The 17,868-nt window shown below is 69.3% G+C and carries 14 protein-coding genes; 8 read left to right on the top strand and 6 right to left on the bottom strand.

Annotated elements, in window-relative coordinates; genetic code table 11:
* Positions 1–16: 16 nt before the first annotated feature.
* The 5 genes from GLO27_RS13310 to GLO27_RS13290 all read right to left on the bottom strand — a co-directional run bounded on the left by GLO27_RS13310 (position 17) and on the right by GLO27_RS13290 (position 4,558).
* Positions 17–451 carry a hypothetical protein gene (locus GLO27_RS13310; RefSeq protein WP_021198213.1) on the bottom strand — a complete coding sequence of 145 codons (435 nt, stop codon included), beginning with the start codon at positions 449–451 and terminating at the stop codon, positions 17–19.
* Between the two features lie 141 nt (positions 452–592).
* Entirely contained in the window at positions 593–2,620 is a 2,028-nt protein-coding gene (locus GLO27_RS13305; protein WP_167255300.1) for a carboxypeptidase regulatory-like domain-containing protein, read from the bottom strand.
* A gap of 156 nt (positions 2,621–2,776) precedes the next feature.
* Positions 2,777–3,430: a dihydrofolate reductase family protein gene (locus GLO27_RS13300; RefSeq protein ID WP_167255298.1), complete on the bottom strand. Its 654-nt coding sequence runs from the start codon at positions 3,428–3,430 to the stop codon at positions 2,777–2,779.
* The gene (locus GLO27_RS13295) at positions 3,427–4,119 is read right to left on the bottom strand and encodes a helix-turn-helix domain-containing protein (protein WP_167255296.1); all 693 of its coding nucleotides are present in this window, start codon (positions 4,117–4,119) and stop codon (positions 3,427–3,429) included. Before GLO27_RS13295 ends, GLO27_RS13300 begins: the two co-directional genes overlap by 4 nt.
* Position 4,120: 1 nt before the next feature.
* A complete protein-coding gene (locus tag GLO27_RS13290; protein WP_208323791.1) occupies positions 4,121–4,558 on the bottom strand; it encodes a VOC family protein in 438 nt (145 codons plus the stop codon).
* Positions 4,559–4,708: 150 nt separating this feature from the next.
* On the opposite strand from GLO27_RS13290, the gene GLO27_RS13285 reads away from it, so the two are divergent.
* From GLO27_RS13285 to GLO27_RS13265, 5 genes are all read left to right on the top strand, one after another.
* A complete protein-coding gene (locus GLO27_RS13285) occupies positions 4,709–5,974 on the top strand; it encodes a sensor histidine kinase (RefSeq protein WP_021198208.1) in 1,266 nt (421 codons plus the stop codon).
* Entirely contained in the window at positions 5,971–6,651 is a 681-nt protein-coding gene (locus GLO27_RS13280; RefSeq protein ID WP_167255294.1) for a response regulator transcription factor, read from the top strand. The genes GLO27_RS13285 and GLO27_RS13280 overlap by 4 nt, the downstream gene beginning before the upstream one ends.
* A gap of 66 nt (positions 6,652–6,717) precedes the next feature.
* Positions 6,718–7,890, top strand: coding sequence for a benzoate/H(+) symporter BenE family transporter (locus tag GLO27_RS13275; protein ID WP_167255292.1), 1,173 nt, complete (start codon positions 6,718–6,720; stop codon positions 7,888–7,890).
* A gap of 205 nt (positions 7,891–8,095) precedes the next feature.
* Positions 8,096–8,980 (top strand): ATP-binding cassette domain-containing protein, encoded by an 885-nt coding sequence (locus GLO27_RS13270; RefSeq protein WP_021201738.1) that lies wholly within the window; start codon positions 8,096–8,098, stop codon positions 8,978–8,980.
* Positions 8,977–10,065, top strand: a complete 1,089-nt coding sequence (locus GLO27_RS13265; RefSeq protein ID WP_021201737.1) for an ABC transporter permease — start codon at positions 8,977–8,979, stop codon at positions 10,063–10,065. Before GLO27_RS13270 ends, GLO27_RS13265 begins: the two co-directional genes overlap by 4 nt.
* Before the next feature lie 147 nt (positions 10,066–10,212).
* Here GLO27_RS13265 and GLO27_RS13260 read toward each other — a convergent pair whose 3' ends face one another.
* Complete coding sequence (locus GLO27_RS13260; RefSeq protein ID WP_167255290.1) at positions 10,213–13,698, bottom strand: bifunctional proline dehydrogenase/L-glutamate gamma-semialdehyde dehydrogenase; 3,486 nt, start codon at positions 13,696–13,698, stop codon at positions 10,213–10,215.
* A gap of 147 nt (positions 13,699–13,845) precedes the next feature.
* Between GLO27_RS13260 and GLO27_RS13255 the strand changes: the two genes are divergently transcribed.
* The 3 genes from GLO27_RS13255 (at position 13,846) to GLO27_RS13245 (ending at position 17,830) form a co-directional block, all read left to right on the top strand.
* Positions 13,846–14,754, top strand: coding sequence for a LysR family transcriptional regulator (locus tag GLO27_RS13255; protein WP_167255288.1), 909 nt, complete (start codon positions 13,846–13,848; stop codon positions 14,752–14,754).
* 140 nt (positions 14,755–14,894) lie between these two features.
* Entirely contained in the window at positions 14,895–15,482 is a 588-nt protein-coding gene (locus GLO27_RS13250) for a nitroreductase family protein (protein ID WP_167255286.1), read from the top strand.
* A gap of 71 nt (positions 15,483–15,553) precedes the next feature.
* A complete protein-coding gene (locus GLO27_RS13245; RefSeq protein ID WP_208323790.1) occupies positions 15,554–17,830 on the top strand; it encodes an excinuclease ABC subunit UvrA in 2,277 nt (758 codons plus the stop codon).
* Positions 17,831–17,868 lie beyond the last annotated feature (38 nt).

Below are 17,868 nucleotides of genomic sequence, written 5' to 3'. Positions count from 1 at the left end.
TTCTCGATCTCGAGGCTCAGGGTGTTTCTCTCGGGCGCACCCAGACCGTTCTCGTGAACTCCCAATCGAGATCTCGCTCTCGAGGCGAACGACCGCACACATACTCGACCGCGTAGGCATCTCCCCACGGGTTTCCGTCATACGGGCACCGATGCTCTTCTCGGTCGTTCGGCATGGCCCAGTATTCACGGGAGAAAACATAGAGGGACGGCGGCTCGTACGGGTCCAGAACCGGAACCCTGTCCAGCGACGGCAGCTCCGTTTCCAGCGTGACGCTGTCTCCCCAGGGAAGCGCGAGACGTGCTTCCATTCCCGACGGCAGCCTCCGGTCGCACGACGACAACACCTCAAGGCTCGCTTGGATATCGAACCCACCATCGGGGGTCTCGCCGAGGATCTCGTCCAGGTGGTCGACCACGAACAGACGTGTCGCCGGGTCGATCCTCGCCACGCTTTGTGCTACCCATTCAGACACACGTTGCTCGTTCACAAGGAATGCCCCGTCCCGCGAATCATCGCGCCTCCACGCTGTCCGAGTGCCGGTGGTGCCGCTCTCGGATCACCGGTGATCGAGACGGTTCCCGGCTGAGTCTCAGCTCTCGACGCGGCGACGCCGCACGAGCAGCCCACCCATCATGGCCAGGACGACGCCGATCACCACGATCGCGATCGGAGCCTCGAGACCGGTGGTGGCCAGCCCTGCGCCCGGTGCCGCCGCGGCTCCTCCGGCCTGACCACCCGTCCCCGCTGCCGCGGTGACGGTCAGCGCCGTGCGGGAGATCACCGTCGTGCCTGACAGCGCCACCAAGGTGTGCGCACCGGCCGGTACGTTCGCAGGAATACGCAACGTGCCCTGAAGTGCACCGTCCGCGTCGGCAGTCAGCGTCCCGAGCGCGATCGGGTCGGAGTGCAGCTCGAATGCGATCGTCGCTCCCGGCGTGAACCCCGTGCCCGAGATGGTGATGTCATTCCCGGCGCGGATCGATCCTGCGCCGAGCGCGAGGGCGGGCCCCGGCTGCGGCTCAGGATTCGCGACCGCGACGAGGGTGAAGTCGATCCCCGACACGGGAGCGCCCACGGTCACGACGACGGGAGTCGCCTGCGCCGCCGTGGCGACGCCGTCGTAGAACTGAGGCTGCGCGGTCGTTGTGCTGTCGTTGTAGAAGTTGGCCGAGGCCTTCAGGATGAACGACCCTTCAGGAAGGGCGAGCGAATACGCGCCGGTCTGAAGATCAGCGAAGGTCGTGCCGACGATCTCGTTTCCGGACCAGGCCTCGACGATGACCTCTCTCCCCTCACTGCTGTCGAGAGAGACCGTGCCGGTCACGAGGGCAGCCGCGTCGAGTTCCGCGTCGATTCCGACGACGTTCGCACCGGACGTCACCGTGACAGGGTTCGCGGTCCCCGCCGTGTAGGCGTCGGCCCAGTACTCGGCTCGCAGACCGGGCTCATACGGCGCGAAGTGCACGCGATAGGTGCCAGGCGCGACGGCCACCTGATAGGTGCCGTCGTTCGCGACGCCGAGGAAGTATGCGTGACTGCTGTCCTCCACATCGGCGACGGTGATAGCGGTGAGTGCACGAGAGCCGTCTGCGCTCTTGGTCACCGAACCGCTGATGTACCCGACCGAGTCAAGAGCCGCGTTCACCCCGGCGGTCGTCTGCAGTTCACCGACGGCGACGACCTTCGCAGCGTTGAAGCTGTACGCGTTCTCCCAGTACTCCGTGACGAGTCCGGGAGCGGGCGCGCCGAACTGCACGCGATACGAACCGGCAGGAAGTCCGCCGACAACGTACGCGCCGGCAGGGTTGGTGCGCGCGAAGGCGACGATCTCTCCGTTCGCATCGAGCGCGTTCACCGTGACGTTTGCGAGAGGCGCGCCGTCATCGGCGCGCGTGACGACGCCGGCGATCGCGCCCCCGGCCACGAGGGAGGCATCGATGCCGGAGACAGCTTCTCCCTCGGCGAGGACGACAGGGGTCGCCTGGGAGTAGTCGAAGGCGTTCTGCCAATACTCGCGCTTCAGATCGGTTCCCTCCGGCTGGAACCTCACGATGTACGAGCCGGCGGGGAGGGCGTTGAGAGTGTAAGTGCCGGACGCATCGGTGAAGCCCGATGCCCAGGCCGTGCCGGGGCCGGTCACCGAGACGGCGATGCCCGAAACCGGTGTCCCGTCGTCCTCGCGGGTGACCGTTCCGGTGATAGACGCCGAGGGCGCGGGGGCGAGCGCGGCGTCGATGCCCGTCGCCGCAGACCCGTTCGTCACCGTGACGCGCTGCGCGCCGAGTGAGTCGCTGGCGTTGTTCCAGTACTCCGTGGCGAAGCTGCGGTCCGGCGCAGAGAAGCGGACCAGGTAGGTTCCGTCGGCCAGGCCGGTGAGCGTATATCCGCCAGTCGCATCGGTGACGGCGTCGGACCGGCCGAGCGCGCCATCTCGCTGTGCGGAGACCTGGATGCCCGCCAGCGCCGCTCCTCCGACGTCGGCCGTCACCGTCCCGGACATCGAACCCGTTGGCGCGGGATCTTCCGCCGCCACGACGGCTGTCGCACCTCCCAGGGCGATCGCGATCGCCGCCATTCCGCCCAGCACAGCCCGCAGCATCCCGCGTCGTCGCGTCATTCTTCTCACCTTGCGAGGGAGTCCGTTCGCTCGGTGATCCCACCGTCGCGTACAGTCTCGATTCATCCGCCGATCGCCGGCAGCTTTCCTCTCGAACCTAGAGGATCAGCACATAGGAAGGGAATAGTCGATACACGGGAGTTACCCCCCTCGTGATCACTCGAACGTCCCGACCTCCGGCACCCTATCGGTGCGCCCGTACCGGAGCAGGGTCACACCCGCCTCGTCGGTGATCGGCGGATCCAGCAACCGCAGCACGCTCGGCATCGCGTCGTCATCGAACACCTTCTTGCCCGCGCCCAGCAGCAGCGGATAGACCCAGAGGTTGAGCTCGTCGAAGAGTCCCTCTGCGAGCAGGGTGTGCACGAAATCGATGCTGCCGATCACGTGCACTTCGCGGTGGGCCGCCCGCATCGCGGCCACCTCGGCAGCCAGATCGGCACCGACGCGCGTGCTGCCTTCCCAGTCGAGCGCGAGTTCGGCATTCCGCGTCGCCACGTACTTCGGCACCCGGTTGAAGAGCGTGCCGATGGCGCCCGACTCCCCCTCGGTGTGCTCCGGCCAGTACGAGGCGAAGATGTCGTAGGTGCGGCGCCCGAGCAGCAGCGCGTCGAGCCCGTGCATGCCTTTCTCGATCTCGGGACCGACCCCGGAGGAGGGATACCCGGCCTGCCAGCCGCTGAAGCGGAAGCCGCCGGAGGTGTCCTCGTCGGTGCCGCCGGGGCCCTGGGCGACGCCGTCGAGAGAGGTGAAGAGATCGATCAGGATGCGGCCGGATGCCTGTTGTTCATCGGGATGTTGGCTGTTCATGTCGTGCTCCCTACTGTCAGTCGTGCGATGCGGAACGTGTCGGCGAACGAGTCCAGCAGCGATTCGTCGCCCCGGACGACCGCGACGATGTCCTGTGCGAGGGCCTCTGCCGGGGTGACCTCGCCGCCGATGAGGCGACGGATGCCGGGGCCTGCGACGATCACCGCGTCCGGAGAGCCGTCGAGAAGACGTCCGCCGACCGGTGGGGCCGGCGGCGCGATCTGCGCGACGCGGAGCTCGCCGTCGTGCACGGATGCACGAAGGGCGACGTCGCCGACATGCAGCTCGTACTCGGCATCCACGGCGGATTCCGCCTGGAACGCCGTGCGCAGGGCCATCGCGAGCGAGTCGGGCGTGACGACGTCGCCGTCCTCCGGGTCGCCCATGGCCTGGAAGCCCCACCGACCGAGCGCGAGCATGATCGGCTCGAACGACCGCCCGTAGGGGGTGAGTTCGTACACCAGGCCGCAGTTCAGCAGCGGCACCCGGCGCACGACCCCACCCTCCTGCAACTCCTTCAACCGGGTGGACAGGATGTTGGTCGGGATGCGCGGCAGGCCCTGTTTGAGGTCGGTGTAGCGACGGGGCCCGACGAGCAGATCGCGGACGATGAGCAGCGCCCACCGCTCCCCGATCAGCTCGACGGCCGTCGTCACGCCGCAGTACTGGCCGTAGCTGCGCGCCGCCATGTCAGACCGACGCGGCGGTGTCGCCCACGTGGTCCGGGCCGTTCTCGACGGCCTCGGGGGTCATGTACAGGAAGCCGAGCGAGTTGCCGTCCGGATCGTCGAGGTCGCGCGAGTACATGAAGCCGTAGTCCTGCACGGGCTTCGGCTCGGTGCCGCCGGCGGCCAGACCCTTCTCGAGAATCGCATCGACCTCGTCACGCGAGTCCTGACTGAAGGCCACGGAGACCTGCACGACCTCGTTCGGGTCGGCGATCGGCTTGTCGGTGAACGTGGCGAAGAACTCGCGCTTGAGCACCATGAAGTAGATGTCATCGCTCCACACGATGCATGCGGCGTTCTCATCGGTGAACTGGGGGCTGATCTCGCAGCCGAGCGCGGTGTAGAACGCCTTGGCGCGGTCGAGGTCGCTGGTGGGCAGGTTGACGAACACCTTGGTCATGATGACTCCTCCGGAGATGCGAGCCCATCGGTCGGTGAGCCCTTTCGTGACCAGCTTGCAAAAAACAACTAAGCTTGTCAATAGCAAGTAACGATTCGGTCCCCCGTGCGGGGGATGCGGTCGGAACGGGCCCCGCCCTACGGTGGAGGGATGCCCGCAGCCCCGTTCCTCCGCACGCCGACTGAGCGCGAGCGGCGCAGCGACATCCTGCTCGCCGCCGTCATGTTCGTCGGGGCCGTGCTGAGCGCTGCACTCTCCTCGATCGCCGAGATGTACGGCGATGAGCAGGCGCCGCTGTGGACGGCCCTCGTGTACGCGGCGGTCGTCACTGCTCCCCTGGCCGTCCGCCGCCGCTGGCCCGGCACGGTCGCCGTCATCGTGGTCGCCGCCTACTTCACCGCCGTGACGATCCGGATCCCTGAGATCTATGTCGGCAACATCGCGATGTTCATCGCCATCTACACGGCAGGCGCCTGGATGAACAACCGCCGGCGCGCGATCATCGTGCGCGTCGGGATCATCGTGAGCATGTTCGTGTGGCTGCTGATCACGATGTACCGCGATGCGATCAACGAAGCCGACAAGGCGGATGTGATCGCCGGGGCCATGTCGCCGTACGTCGCCTTCATGCTCATCCAGCTGCTGCTGAACGTGCTCTACTTCGGTGGGGCGTACTACTTCGGCGAGCGCTCCTGGGCTGCGGCCAGCCAACTGGCGGTTCTCGAGCAGCGCACGGCCGAGCTGGAGCGCGAGCGGGAGGTCACCGCTGCTCAGGCCGTCGCCCTCGACCGGGTGCGCATCGCGCGCGAGCTGCACGACGTCGTCGCCCACCACGTATCGGTCATGGGCGTGCAGGCGGGAGCCGCCCGCCTGGTGCTGGAACGGGACCCCGCGGAGTCCGCGCGCATCCTCACCGGGATCGAGGGATCGGCACGCGACGCCATCCACGAGCTGCGGCAACTGCTCGAGACTCTGCGGGCCCCCGGCGGGGAGACCACCGATGCCGCCTCCACCCTCGTCCTCGACGACATCGCCGAACTCGTCGACGCCTCGACCGAGGCGGGACTGCCGACCGCGTACACGGTCATCGGCGACCCCGCGCCCGTCCCTTCGCTCGTCGCCGTGAACCTGTACCGCATAGCGCAGGAGTCCCTCACGAACGCCCGCCGTCACGCCGGCCCCGACGCGACAGCCGACGTGCGCGTGCGCTACGACGACGACGGCGTCGAGATCGAGATCGTGAACACGGGGCGCCCGGTCGCCCAGCTTCGCCCCGGGCTCGGCCAGCTCGGGATGCGGGAACGCGCCGCGGCCTCCGGAGGCACGCTCGAGGTGATCCCCCGGCCGTTCGGCGGCCTGCGCGTGCGCGCCCGCGTGCCCTTTCCCGTCGCGAGCGAATCGAGCAGGAACCGATGAACGATCCGATCCGTGTCCTGCTCGTCGACGACCATGCCCTGCTGCGCGCCGGCTTCCGCACGATCCTCGACACCCAGCCCGACATCACCGTGGTCGGCGAGGCATCATCGGGTGCTGAGGCCGTCGCCAAGGCATCTGCCCTCCGTCCCGACGTCATCATGATGGACGTGCAGATGCCCGACATGGACGGTATCGAGGCGACCGGACGTATCGTCGCCGACCCGGAGGTCGACGCGGCCATCGCGATCGTGACGACCTTCGATCGCGACGACTACCTGTACCGTGCTCTGGATGCCGGGGCCGGTGGATTCCTGCTCAAGAACGCCGGCGCGGAGGATCTGATCTCAGCCGTCCGGGCGCTCGCCGCCGGTGACGGCATGCTCGCCCCCGAGGTGACCCGCCGCGTGCTGGCACGTTTCGCCGCGACGCCTGCTCCGGCGGTGGCCTCGACCACGAACAGCGGCGTGTCGAACGTCACGCTCGCCGAGCCCCTCACCGAGCGCGAGGCCGAAGTGCTGACGCTGCTCGCCGATGCCCGGAGCAACGCCGAGATCGCGCAGGCGCTGTTCATCGGCGAGGCCACCGTGAAGACACACGTCTCGCGCATCCTCCAGAAGCTGGGCGCCCGCGATCGCGTGCAGGCGGTCGTGCTCGCGCACCGCATGGGTCTCGCCTAGGGTCTCGCCTAGCGCGGCACCCCCTGATCCGCGGCGCCCCTCCGTCTCCGCGATACCCTCGGAGCCATGCCCGAAGCCGCACCCCTGTCCCGCTCGATCCTGGCGGGGGTGGTGACGGCACTCGTCGGATTCACCAGCTCGTTCGCGGTGGTGCTGACCGGGCTCGACGCGGTCGGGGCGAACGCGGCGCAGGCGGCGAGCGGGCTTCTCGCGGCCAGCCTCACGATGGGTCTGGCCTGCGTGGTGCTCGCATGGCGGTATCGGATGCCGATCACGGTCGCCTGGTCGACTCCGGGAGCCGCCCTGCTCGTCGCCACGGGCACCGTCGAGGGTGGATGGCCGGCAGCGGTCGGCGCGTTCCTGGTGACCGCCGCACTCATCCTGCTCACCGCGCTGTGGCCGGCCCTCGGCGCGCTGATCGCCCGCATCCCTCCGTCGATCGCGCAGGCGATGCTCGCCGGCGTGCTGCTGCCCCTGTGCCTGGCCCCGATCACCGGGATCGTCGCGAACCCCTGGGGCGTGGCGCCGGTCGTGCTCACGTGGCTGCTGTTCGCACGCCTCGCACCGCGCTGGGCGGTGCCACTGGCCTTCGTCGCCGCCGCCGTCGTGGTCGCGGTGTCGCTGACGATGGAGCATGCGACCTTCGACCCCGCGCTGCTGCTCCCGCGCCTCGAGTTCACTGCACCCACGTTCACGGTCGGCGCGCTCGTCGGCCTCGCACTGCCGCTGTTCATCGTGACGATGGCGTCGCAGAACGTGCCGGGCGTCGCGATCATGCGCAGCTTCGGATACGAGGTGCCGTGGCGTCCCGCCATGCTGGTCACCGGGGTCGGCACGGCACTGGGAGCGACGGCGGGCGGGCACGCCATCAACCTCGCCGCCATCAGCGCGGCACTCGCCGCCTCGCCGGATGCCGACCCCGACCCGAAGAGGCGGTGGGTCGCCGGGGTCTCGACCGGGGCCTCATACCTCGTCCTCGCGGTCTTCTCGGCCGCCTTCGCCGCTCTGGTGGTGCTCGCGCCGACGGCCGTGATCCCGGCCGTCGCCGGTCTGGCGCTGTTCGCCGCGTTCGGCTCATCGGTGCAGCAGGCGATCGACGAGCCGGGCGAACGGATCCCCGCCGTGGTGACCTTCCTGGTGGCCGCATCCGGGATCGCCGTGCTCGGGGTCAGCGCCGCGTTCTGGGCCCTCCTCGCCGGACTCCTCGTCCGCACGGTGCTCCACACTCCACGCCCCTGATACTCCCCCCACCCCTCACCGCGAGTGCACCGCTTCTCGTCGAGTGCACGACTTGTCCGCGTCTCCATCCCGTGCATTCGGCGAGATCCCGTGCACTCGGCGAGATCCCGTGCACCCTCCCCCGCACGGGTGATCCCGCAGAGTCCGCCGTGCGGGGGATGCCGGAGACGGGCGCGCTCCGTAACGTGAAGGCATGACCACAGGAATGCTCGAACTCTCCGGCATCACCAAGAGCTACGGCTCTCGGCGCGTGCTCGATGACGTGTCCTTCACGGTCGCCCCCGGGCGGCTGACGGGCTTCGTCGGCGGCAACGGCGCCGGCAAGACCACCACCATGCGGATCGTGCTGGGGCTGCTGTCGTCGGACGGCGGCCGTGTCGACCTGGACGGCGCTCCGCTGACGACCGCCGACCGCCGCCGCTTCGGCTACATGCCCGAGGAGCGCGGCCTCTACCCGAAGATGAAGGTGCTAGAGCAGATCGTCTACCTCGCCCGCCTGCACGGCTTCGGCAAGCAGGAGGCCACGGAGCGCGCGACCGCCCTGCTCACGGAGCTCGGGCTCGGCGAGCGGCTGAACGACACCATCGAGTCGCTCTCGCTCGGCAACCAGCAGCGCGCGCAGATCGCCGCGTCGCTCGTGCACGACCCCGAGGTTCTCATCCTCGACGAGCCGTTCTCGGGCCTCGACCCGCTCGCGGTCGACGTGGTCGCGGGAGTCCTGCAGGCCAGTGCCGCCAAGGGCGCATCCATCTTGTTCTCCTCCCACCAGCTCGACGTGGTCGAGCGCCTGTGCGACGACCTCGTCATCCTCGCGGGCGGCACGATCCGCGCGGCCGGTTCCCGAGACACGCTGCGCGCCGAGCATGCCCGCGACCGGTACGAGCTCGTCTCGGCCGGCGACGCCGGATGGCTGCGCGCCGAGCCCGGCGTCACGGTCGTCGACTTCGAGGGCGGGTACGCGCTGTTCGACGCGGACGGCCCCGAAACGGCGCAGCGCGTGCTGCAGTCGGCCGTGCAGCGTGGCGACGTCGCCAGCTTCGCCCCCAAGCATCCGTCCCTCGCCCAGATCTTCAAGGAGGTCATCCAGTGAGCGCCCCCACCCCTGTCCGCGCCTCGAACGGCATCTGGCTCGTCGCCGAACGCGAGATCGGATCGAAGCTGCGCAGCAAGGCGTTCCTGATCTCGACCGGCATCCTGCTGGTGCTCGCGCTCGCCGGTATCATCCTCGGTGGTTTCGCGAGCAAGAACACCGATGCGATGCCGGTCGCAGCGACCGCGGAGACCGCCTCCGCCGTCTCCTCCATCCCGAACGTCGAGGTCACCACGGTCGCCGACCAGGCTGCAGCCGAACAGCTCGTGCGCGACGACAAGGTCGACGCTGCGGTGCTCCCGGGCGATGGCCCCTCGGGCTACACGATCGTCGCGCTGCAGGAGGCGCCGGGCTCGCTCGTCGCGGCCCTGTCGATCACTCCCGAGGAAGTGATCCTGGAACCGGCGACCACCAACCCGCTGCTGCGGTACTTCATCGCGATCGCCTTCGGTCTGGTGTTCATGATGGCAGCGGCGACGTTCGGCGGCACGATCGCGCAGAGCGTCGTCGAGGAGAAGCAGACCCGCGTGGTCGAGGTGCTGCTGTCGGCCATCCCGGCGCGCACACTGCTCGCGGGCAAGGTGATCGGCAACACGGTGCTGGCGATGGGGCAGATCCTCGCCCTGGCGGCCGTGGCCACGATCGGGTTGATCGTCACAGGTCAGCGCGAGGTGCTCACGACCCTCGGGGCGCCGATCATCTGGTTCGCGGTGTTCTTCCTGTTCGGCTTCATCCTGCTGGCGGCGATGTTCGCGGCTGCGGCCTCGATGGTCTCCCGCCAGGAGGACATCGGTTCGACGACCACCCCGATCACGATGCTGATCATGGCCCCGTACATCCTGGTCATCGTCTTCAACGACAACCCGCTGGTGCTGACGATCATGTCGTACGTGCCGTTCTCGGCGCCTGTCGGCATGCCGATGCGCCTGTTCGTCGGCGAGGCCCAGTGGTGGGAGCCGCTGCTGAGCCTGGTGATCCTGCTCCTCAGCTGCGTCGCGGCGATCGTCATCGGCGCCAAGATCTACGAGAACTCGCTGCTGCGCATGGGATCCCGGGTCAAGCTCTCCGAGGCGCTGCGCGGCTGAGGCTGCGTACCCAGCCACCCGCCACCCGCCCGCCCGTGCAAGGGTGCGAAAACGGAGACGATCATGCTCGTCGTCCGCGTGTCGGCACATGACACGCGGGCGGCCGCATCGATCGTCTCCGTTTTCGCTTCCGGGAGCGAGCCCGGGTCAGATCACGCCGTCGGCGAGGGTGGTCGGGTTGCCGAAGCGGTGGTTCGTGATCGATACGGCCTGCTCGTGCAGGAACGGCAGCATCTCCACTCGGCCGGCACCGGTCACGGCGTGCGACCAGACCGCCACATCGGGGCTTCCGTCGAGCGCCTCATGCAGGGCCGCGGCGTCGCCGCCGACCAGCCGTACGCGGTGCCACGAGTTCGCCGCCTTGGCGTAGCGCTTGGTCCACGCCGCGTCCGACTCGTGCTTCACGGTCACACCGTGCGCACGCAGCGCCTTCTCGATGCGTGCGGGCAGGGCCGGTGCCGACACCGTGAACGGGCTGCCGCTGCGCAGGGCGGCCGCGAGCACGCGGACACCGTCGACCAGCGGCGCGCTCTCGCCGATGCGCACGTCGACCGCGACCGGACGGTAGCGGAAGAGGTTGCGCTCGACCCCGAGCCCGGACTTGTCGCTCACCGCGCCGAACTCGTCGACCCAGGCGCGCTCGTCGGATGCGGCGGCGCGGTGCAGCCACTCGGCCTCGGCCGTGTCGACCTCGGAGGCCGTCGCGTCCAGCAGTGCGCCGACCGCGGGCACGACGGCCGCGCTCGGGGCGGCGGCCGGAAGCTCGGCCGGGGTCCACTCGCCGAGACCGAAGAGGTAGTTCGGGCCTCCGGCCTTGGCGCCCGCTCCGACGGCCGAGCGCTTCCAGCCACCGAACGGCTGACGCTGCACGATCGCGCCGGTGATGCCGCGGTTCACGTACAGGTTGCCCGCCTCGACACGGTCGAGCCAGGTGGCGACCTCGTCGGAGTCGAGCGAGTGGATGCCGGCGGTCAGGCCGTAGTCGACAGCGTTCTGCAGGCGCAGCGCCTCGTCCAGGTCCTTCGCGTGCATGATGCCGAGCACCGGCCCGAAGAACTCGGTGAGGTGGAAGTACGAGCCCTCGCGCACGCCGGTCTTCACACCGGGCGTCCACTGCTTTCCCTCGTCGTCGAGCTTGCGCGGCTCGACCAGCCAGCGCTCGCCCTTCTCGAGCTTCGTGAGCGCGGTGAGCAGCTTGCCGTTCGCCGGCTCGATGATCGGGCCCATTTGGGTGGCGGGGTCATCGGGCAGGCCGACGCGCATCGAGGTCACGGCATCCACCAGCTGACGCTCGAATCGCTTCGAGTCGGCGACGGATCCGACGAGGATCGCCAGCGACGCCGCGGAGCACTTCTGCCCCGCGTGGCCGAACGCGCTGCGAGCCACGTCGGCGGCCGCCAGGTCGAGGTCTGCCGAGGGCGTCACGATGATCGCGTTCTTGCCGCTGGTCTCGGCGAGCAGCGGCAGGTCGGCGCGGAACGAGCGGAACAGCTGCGCCGTCTCGTACGCCCCCGTGAGGATCACGCGATCCACCGCAGGGCCGGCCACGAGGCGTGTACCGAGGTCGCGCGAAGCGAGGTCGACGAGCGCGAGCAGGTCGCGCGGCACACCGGCGGCCCACAGCGCCTCGACCATCACCGCGCCGCAGCGCTGCGTGAGCTTCGCGGGTTTGATGATGACGGCCGAACCCGAGGCCAGACCCGCGAGCACCCCACCCGCGGGGATGGCGACGGGGAAGTTCCACGGCGGCGTGACCACGGTGACCTTCGACGGCACGAAGTCGGCACCAGAGACGGTCTCGAGGTCCTTCGCGCGCTCGGCGTAGTAGTGCGCGAAGTCGATGGCCTCGCTGATCTCGGGGTCGGCCTCGGCGATGGTCTTGCCCGCCTCGTGGGCCATGATCTCGATGAGCTGACCACGGCGCGCGGCGAGCTCGTCTCCCGCGCGATGCAGCACGGCAGCGCGATCAGCGGCAGGGAGCGCTGCCCACTTCTCGGCGGCGGCGGTCGCTGCGGAGAAGATGCCGTCGAGCTCGGCATCCGTCTCGACCTTGGCGATCGCGATGGTGTCGAGGCCGAGCGTCGAGCCCACCGAGCGGCTCAGGATCTCGCGGCCCCATGCGCGGTTCGCGGCGATGGCCGGATCGGTGTCGGCCTGGTTCTCGAAGCCGGTGGTGGTTCCGGAGGGCGCCTCGGCGTCGGAATCCAGAACGGTACGGTCCTGCACGCGGTGGGGGCCGGGGACGAATCCCGCCTCATCGGTCGCGAGCGCGGCCAGCGAGCGCTCGAAGCGCTCCCGCTCGCGGGTGAGCAGCGACGGGTTCGAAGCCAGCTCGAACACGGCCGACATGAAGTTCTCGGGGCTGGCGTTCTCTTCGAGGCGGCGCACCAGGTACGCGATCGCGACGTCGAACTCGGCCGGGTTCACGACCGGCGTGTACAGCAGCAGGCGGCCGACGTCCTTGCGGACGGCCTCGGCCTGCCCGGTCGCCATGCCCAGCAGCATCTCGTACTCGACGAGCGGATCGGCGCCGGACGGGTCGGCGACCCCACGCGCCTGGGCGAGCAGCCAGGTGTAGGCGATGTCGAACAGGTTGTGGCCGGCGATGCCGATGCGCACGGCGTCCAGTCGCTCCGGGGTCATGGCCCAGTCGAGCACCCGCTTGTAGTTGGTGTCGGAGTCCTGCTTGGTGCCGTAGGTGGCGAGCGGCCAGCCGTGGATCGCCGCGTCGACCTCTTCCATCGCCAGGTTCGCGCCCTTGACGACGCGCACCTTGATCGGCGCTCCGCCCTTGGCACGGCGGGCGGCGGCCCACTCCTGCAGGTGCTGCATGGCACCGAGGGCGTCGGGCAGGTAAGCCTGCAGCACGATGCCGGCTTCGAGGTTCTCGAGCCCCGGCTGGTCGAGGATGCTCGTGAAGGCCGCGATCGTCAGGTCGAGGTCGCGGTACTCCTCCATGTCGAGGTTGATGAACTTGGCCTTGCCCTTCGCCTCGGCCTTCGCGGCGAGCTCGTAGAGCGGGGTCAGCTTCTCGACGACATCGGCCACGGCCTCGTCGAACGACCACATCGACAGCTGGCTCACGACGCTGGAGACCTTGATCGACACGTAGTCGACGTCGTCGCGGGCGAGGAAGTCGCGGGTGCCCTGCAAGCGGTGTCCCGCTTCGCGCTCGCCGAGCACGGCCTCGCCGAGCAAGTTGAGGTTGAGCCGGTTGCCACTCTTGCGCAGCTTCGCGATCGCGGGGCCGAGCTTGGAGGGCGTGGCGTCGAGCACGAGGTGCCCGACCATGGCGCGCAGCACGCGACGCGAGATCGGCACGACCACGCCGGGGAGCTTCGGCGCCCAGAAGCCGCCCGTCTTGATCGCGGCGCGCAGGTAGCCGGGCAGCAGCGACGGGGTGATGTCGCTCAGCTCGGCGAGCTTACGGCCGGCGACGCGCAGGTCTTCCGGACGCATCACGCCGTCGACGAAGCCGACCGTGAACGCGAGTCCGTTCGGGTCCTTGAGTACCTCGGACAGGCGCTGGGCGGCGGGCTCGACGGGGTGGGTCTCGCTCTCGACGAGCCAGCGCTTCACCAGGGCGGCGACGTCTTCGGTACGGGGGGTGGTGGTGTCGGCGGCGACAGGCATCGGTGGGACCTTCCAAGAGAGCGCACACCGGGATTTCGTGTGCGGGCTGGTTCATTGTCCTGCCGCTCGGTAGGCTCCGTCTATCAACCGATTTGCGTGGATTCTGTTCACTCAAGCTGAACAATATCCGCAGAGCAAGGGACCACTGTGCTGGACGTCAACAGACTGCGGATGCTCGTGGAGCTCTCGCGCCGCGGAACGCTGTCGGCAGTGGCCGACGCCCTCTCGTACAGCAAGGCCTCGGTGTCACAGCAGCTGAGCGCCCTGGAGCGGGATGTGGGTGTGCCGCTGCTGCGACGCGTGGGGCGTGGAGTGCAGTTCACGCCCCAGGGGAACGTGCTCGTCGCCGAGGCCATCGGCATCCTCGATCAGCTCGAGCACGCCGAGGTCGCCGTGGCCGAATCGCTCACCGAGGTGACCGGGACCGTGGGCATCGCGGTGTTCCAGTCGACGGCGCACTCCCTGCTCCCGCGGGCTCTCGAGGCTCTTAAGGACCGACATCCGGCCCTGCGCGTCGAGGTCACCGAGTGCGATCCGGAGACCGGGCTGGTCGGGGTGTCCAGCCGCGACTTCGACCTGATCCTCGCCGAGCAGTACCCGGGGCACACCCGACCGATCCACGCCGACCTCGACCGGGTGATGCTCGCGCACGATGCGATCGCGCTCGCCCGACGGCCCGGAGCACCACGGCATGCGGATGCGCTCGCCGAGCTCTGGTCGACGCGCGAGGAGCCCTGGGTGCTCGAACCCGCCGGCACCGCCTCCCGCGCCTGGGCCGAGCAGCTCTGCCGCACCGCGGGGTTCGAGCCCGACGTGCGCTTCGAGATCGCCGACCTCACCGCGCACGTGCGGCTGATCCATGCCGGGCTCGCCGTCGGATTGCTGCCGGAGCTCGTCTGGGCGGGCGACACCCCGACCGTCGATCTGGCACCCCTCCCCCACGAACCGCGGCGCGAGATCTTCTCCTCGGCACGGCGGGTGTCGGCCGATGCCCCCTCGATCCGCGCGGTGCGCAGTGCGCTGGCCGACGCGGCGTCGCACAATCTCCCGGCCTGAAGGCACGACCTCCCTGTCCGACCGAACGCCGTCCGGCGCCGACACGGAGGAATCCCCGGGAATATGCATGCACATGCATCTGTTGGCACCCGTGTACCCGGACGAAGGAGTCCGATCCCCTCCTTCCGAAAGGCACCTCTGTGAGCACTCCCGTCATCGACCGCACCGCACCGACCGAGCACCCCGTCCTCGACGTCCTCGCCGGCCGCTGGAGCCCCCGCGCCTTCGACGCGCAGAGCTCGATCGACGAGGCCAAGCTCGCCACCGCTCTCGAGGCCGCCCGCTGGACGCCGTCCGCCAACAACACGCAGCCCTGGCGCTTCATCGTCGCCCGTCGCGGCACCGCGCTGCACGCGCAGGTCGTCGACGCCCTGATGGGCTTCAACCAGGCCTGGGCAGGCAACGCGGCCGTGCTCGTCGTCGCGATCGCCGAGACGGCCACGGCCGACGGCACCCCGATCACGCATGCCCTCTACGACCTCGGCCAGTCGGTCGCGCACTTCTCGGTGCAGGCACACCACGACGGCCTGGTCGTGCACCAGATGAGTGGCTTCGATCCCGAGGTCGTCCGCGAGTTCGCCGACCTCGAGGAGCGCTTCGTGCCCTTCACGGTCTTCGCCGTCGGCGAGTTCGGCGACATCGAGGCTCTGCCCGAGGTGCTGCAGGAGCGCGAGGTCGCTCCGCGCGTACGTCGCCCGATCGCCGAGACGGTCATCCTCAGCGCCTGACCTCCGCGCTCTCGACACCTCTGCACCGACGGGGCCTCCGGATTGTCCGGGGGCCCCGTTAGCGTGTGCGGATGGACCTCCTCCGCATCACCGGCGCGCGGACGAACAATCTCCGCGACGTCTCCGTCGACGTTCCCAAGAAGCTGCTGACCGTCTTCACCGGCGTCTCGGGTTCGGGCAAGTCGTCCCTCGTGCTCGACACGATCGCCGCCGAGGCGCAGCGACTCGTCAACGACTCCTATTCGACCTTCATCCGTGCCCGGCTGCCGCAGATGCCCGCACCCGACGTGCAGGCCATGGACGGGCTGACCTTCACGGTCCTGATCGACCAGCGCCGGTTCACGGGCAACGCACGCTCGACCGTGGCGACCGCGACCGACCTGGCATCGCTGGTGCGCCTGGTCTTCTCACGCGTCGGCGAGCCCTCCGCCGGCTACTCCCCCGCCTACTCGTTCAACGACCCGTCCGGCATGTGCCCGACCTGCGAAGGCCTCGGCACGGTGTACGACATCGACATCGACGCGCTTATCGACCCCGAGAAGAACATCGACGACGGACCGGTCCGGTTCAGCCTGTTCCGCCCCGGGGTGTACCGGTGGAAGCGCTTCGCGTACTGCGGACTGTTCGACCGCCAGAAGCCGCTCAAGGACTACACGGCCGAGGAGATGGACCAGTTCCTCTACGCCGACAAGCTCAAGCTCGACGACCCCGATCCGCGGTTCCCGCAGAGCGCCCGGTTCGACGGGGTGATCACGCGCATGCGCGATGTGTTCCTGAAGCAGCGCCCGGTGAAGATGTCGGCCTCGGTGCGCGAGGAGCTCGACCGGCTCGTGACACATCACACATGCCCGGACTGCCACGGTGCGCGGGTGAACGCGGCAGCGCGGGAGAGCCTCATCGACGGACGCTCGATCGTGGACTGGATGCGCATGCCCGTGTCCGACCTGCATGCCCTGCTCGACGAGTTCGACGATCCCCGCGTCGCCCCGGCCGTCGACGGTGTCCGCCACGTGCTCGATGCCCTGCTCTCGGTCGGCCTCGGCTATCTCACACTCGACCGCGAATCGGCCACGCTGTCCGGCGGCGAGGCTCAGCGCGTCAAGATCGTGCGCCACCTCGGCAGCGCCCTCACCGACGTCACCTACGTGTTCGACGAGCCCAGCACCGGATTGCACCCCGCCGACATCCAGCGGCTGGTCGCCCTGCTGCAGCGGCTGCGCGACGCCGGCAACACCATCCTCGTCGTCGAGCATCATCCGCAGGTGATCGCGGTCGCCGATCACGTCGTCGACCTCGGGCCGGGGGCGGGCTCCGCCGGCGGCATCGTGCAGTTCGAGGGCACCCCCGCAGCGCTCCGCGCCGCCGACACCCTCACGGGGCGTGTGCTCGCCGAGCCGCTGACGATCCGTGCGACGACGCGGACTCCCTCGGGCCGCGTCGCCGTGCGGAATGCGCGCGCGCACAACCTCCGCGGGTTCGACGTCGACATCCCGCTCGGCGTGCTCACCGCCGTCACAGGGGTCGCGGGGTCGGGCAAGAGTTCCTTCGCGACCGCCGAGCTGCCGCGCCAGCACCCGGAGTTCACGGTCGTCGGGCAGGACCCGCTGCGGGGCGGAGCGCGGTCGACGACGCTGAGCATGCTGCGTATCGCCGATACCGTGCGCGAGGTGTTCGCGCACGCTTCAGGGCTCGATGCCTCCTGGTTCAGCTTCAACTCCCGTGGGGCGTGCCCTACCTGCCGCGGCCGTGGACACATCACGACCGAGCTCGCATTCCTCGACGACGTCTCCCTCCCGTGCGATGCCTGCGGAGGGCTGCGTTTCAATGAGACCGCGCTCGGCGTGCAGGTCGACGGCTCCTCGATCGCCGACGTGCTGGCGTCGACGCCGGCCGAGGTCAGCGCGCTCTTCTCCGACCACCCGGACGTGGTCGACGCGCTGGACTGGGTGCAGCGCACCGGCCTGAGCTACATCCCGGTCGGACGCTCGCTCGACACCCTCTCCGGCGGCGAGAAGCAACGGCTGCTGCTGGCCCGGCACCTCAGCGAGCCGCAACGCGATCGCGCCGACCGCATCATCCTCGACGAGCCGACCTCAGGACTGCATCCGACCGACGTCGACACCGTCAACGCCCTCTTCGACGACCTGCTCGACGAGGGGGCGACGCTGGTCGTGGTCGAGCACAATCTGCGCGTGGTCGCCCGCGCCGACCACGTCGTCGACATCGGTCCGGGTGCCGGTTCCGATGGCGGTCAGCTGATCTTCACCGGCACTCCGGCAGAGATCTCGGGCAACGACGGCTCCCTCACCGGTCGGGCGCTCGCGGCAGCGTCTCGCCCGCACCCCTGAAGCAGGGCGCATCAGACGGGCAGAGGGGCCCGTGGATC

The sequence above is a fragment of the Microbacterium sp. Be9 genome (genome assembly GCF_011754135.1).
Lineage (GTDB): Bacteria > Actinomycetota > Actinomycetes > Actinomycetales > Microbacteriaceae > Microbacterium > Microbacterium maritypicum_A.
This window is presented reverse-complemented; position numbering and strand designations above follow the sequence as displayed.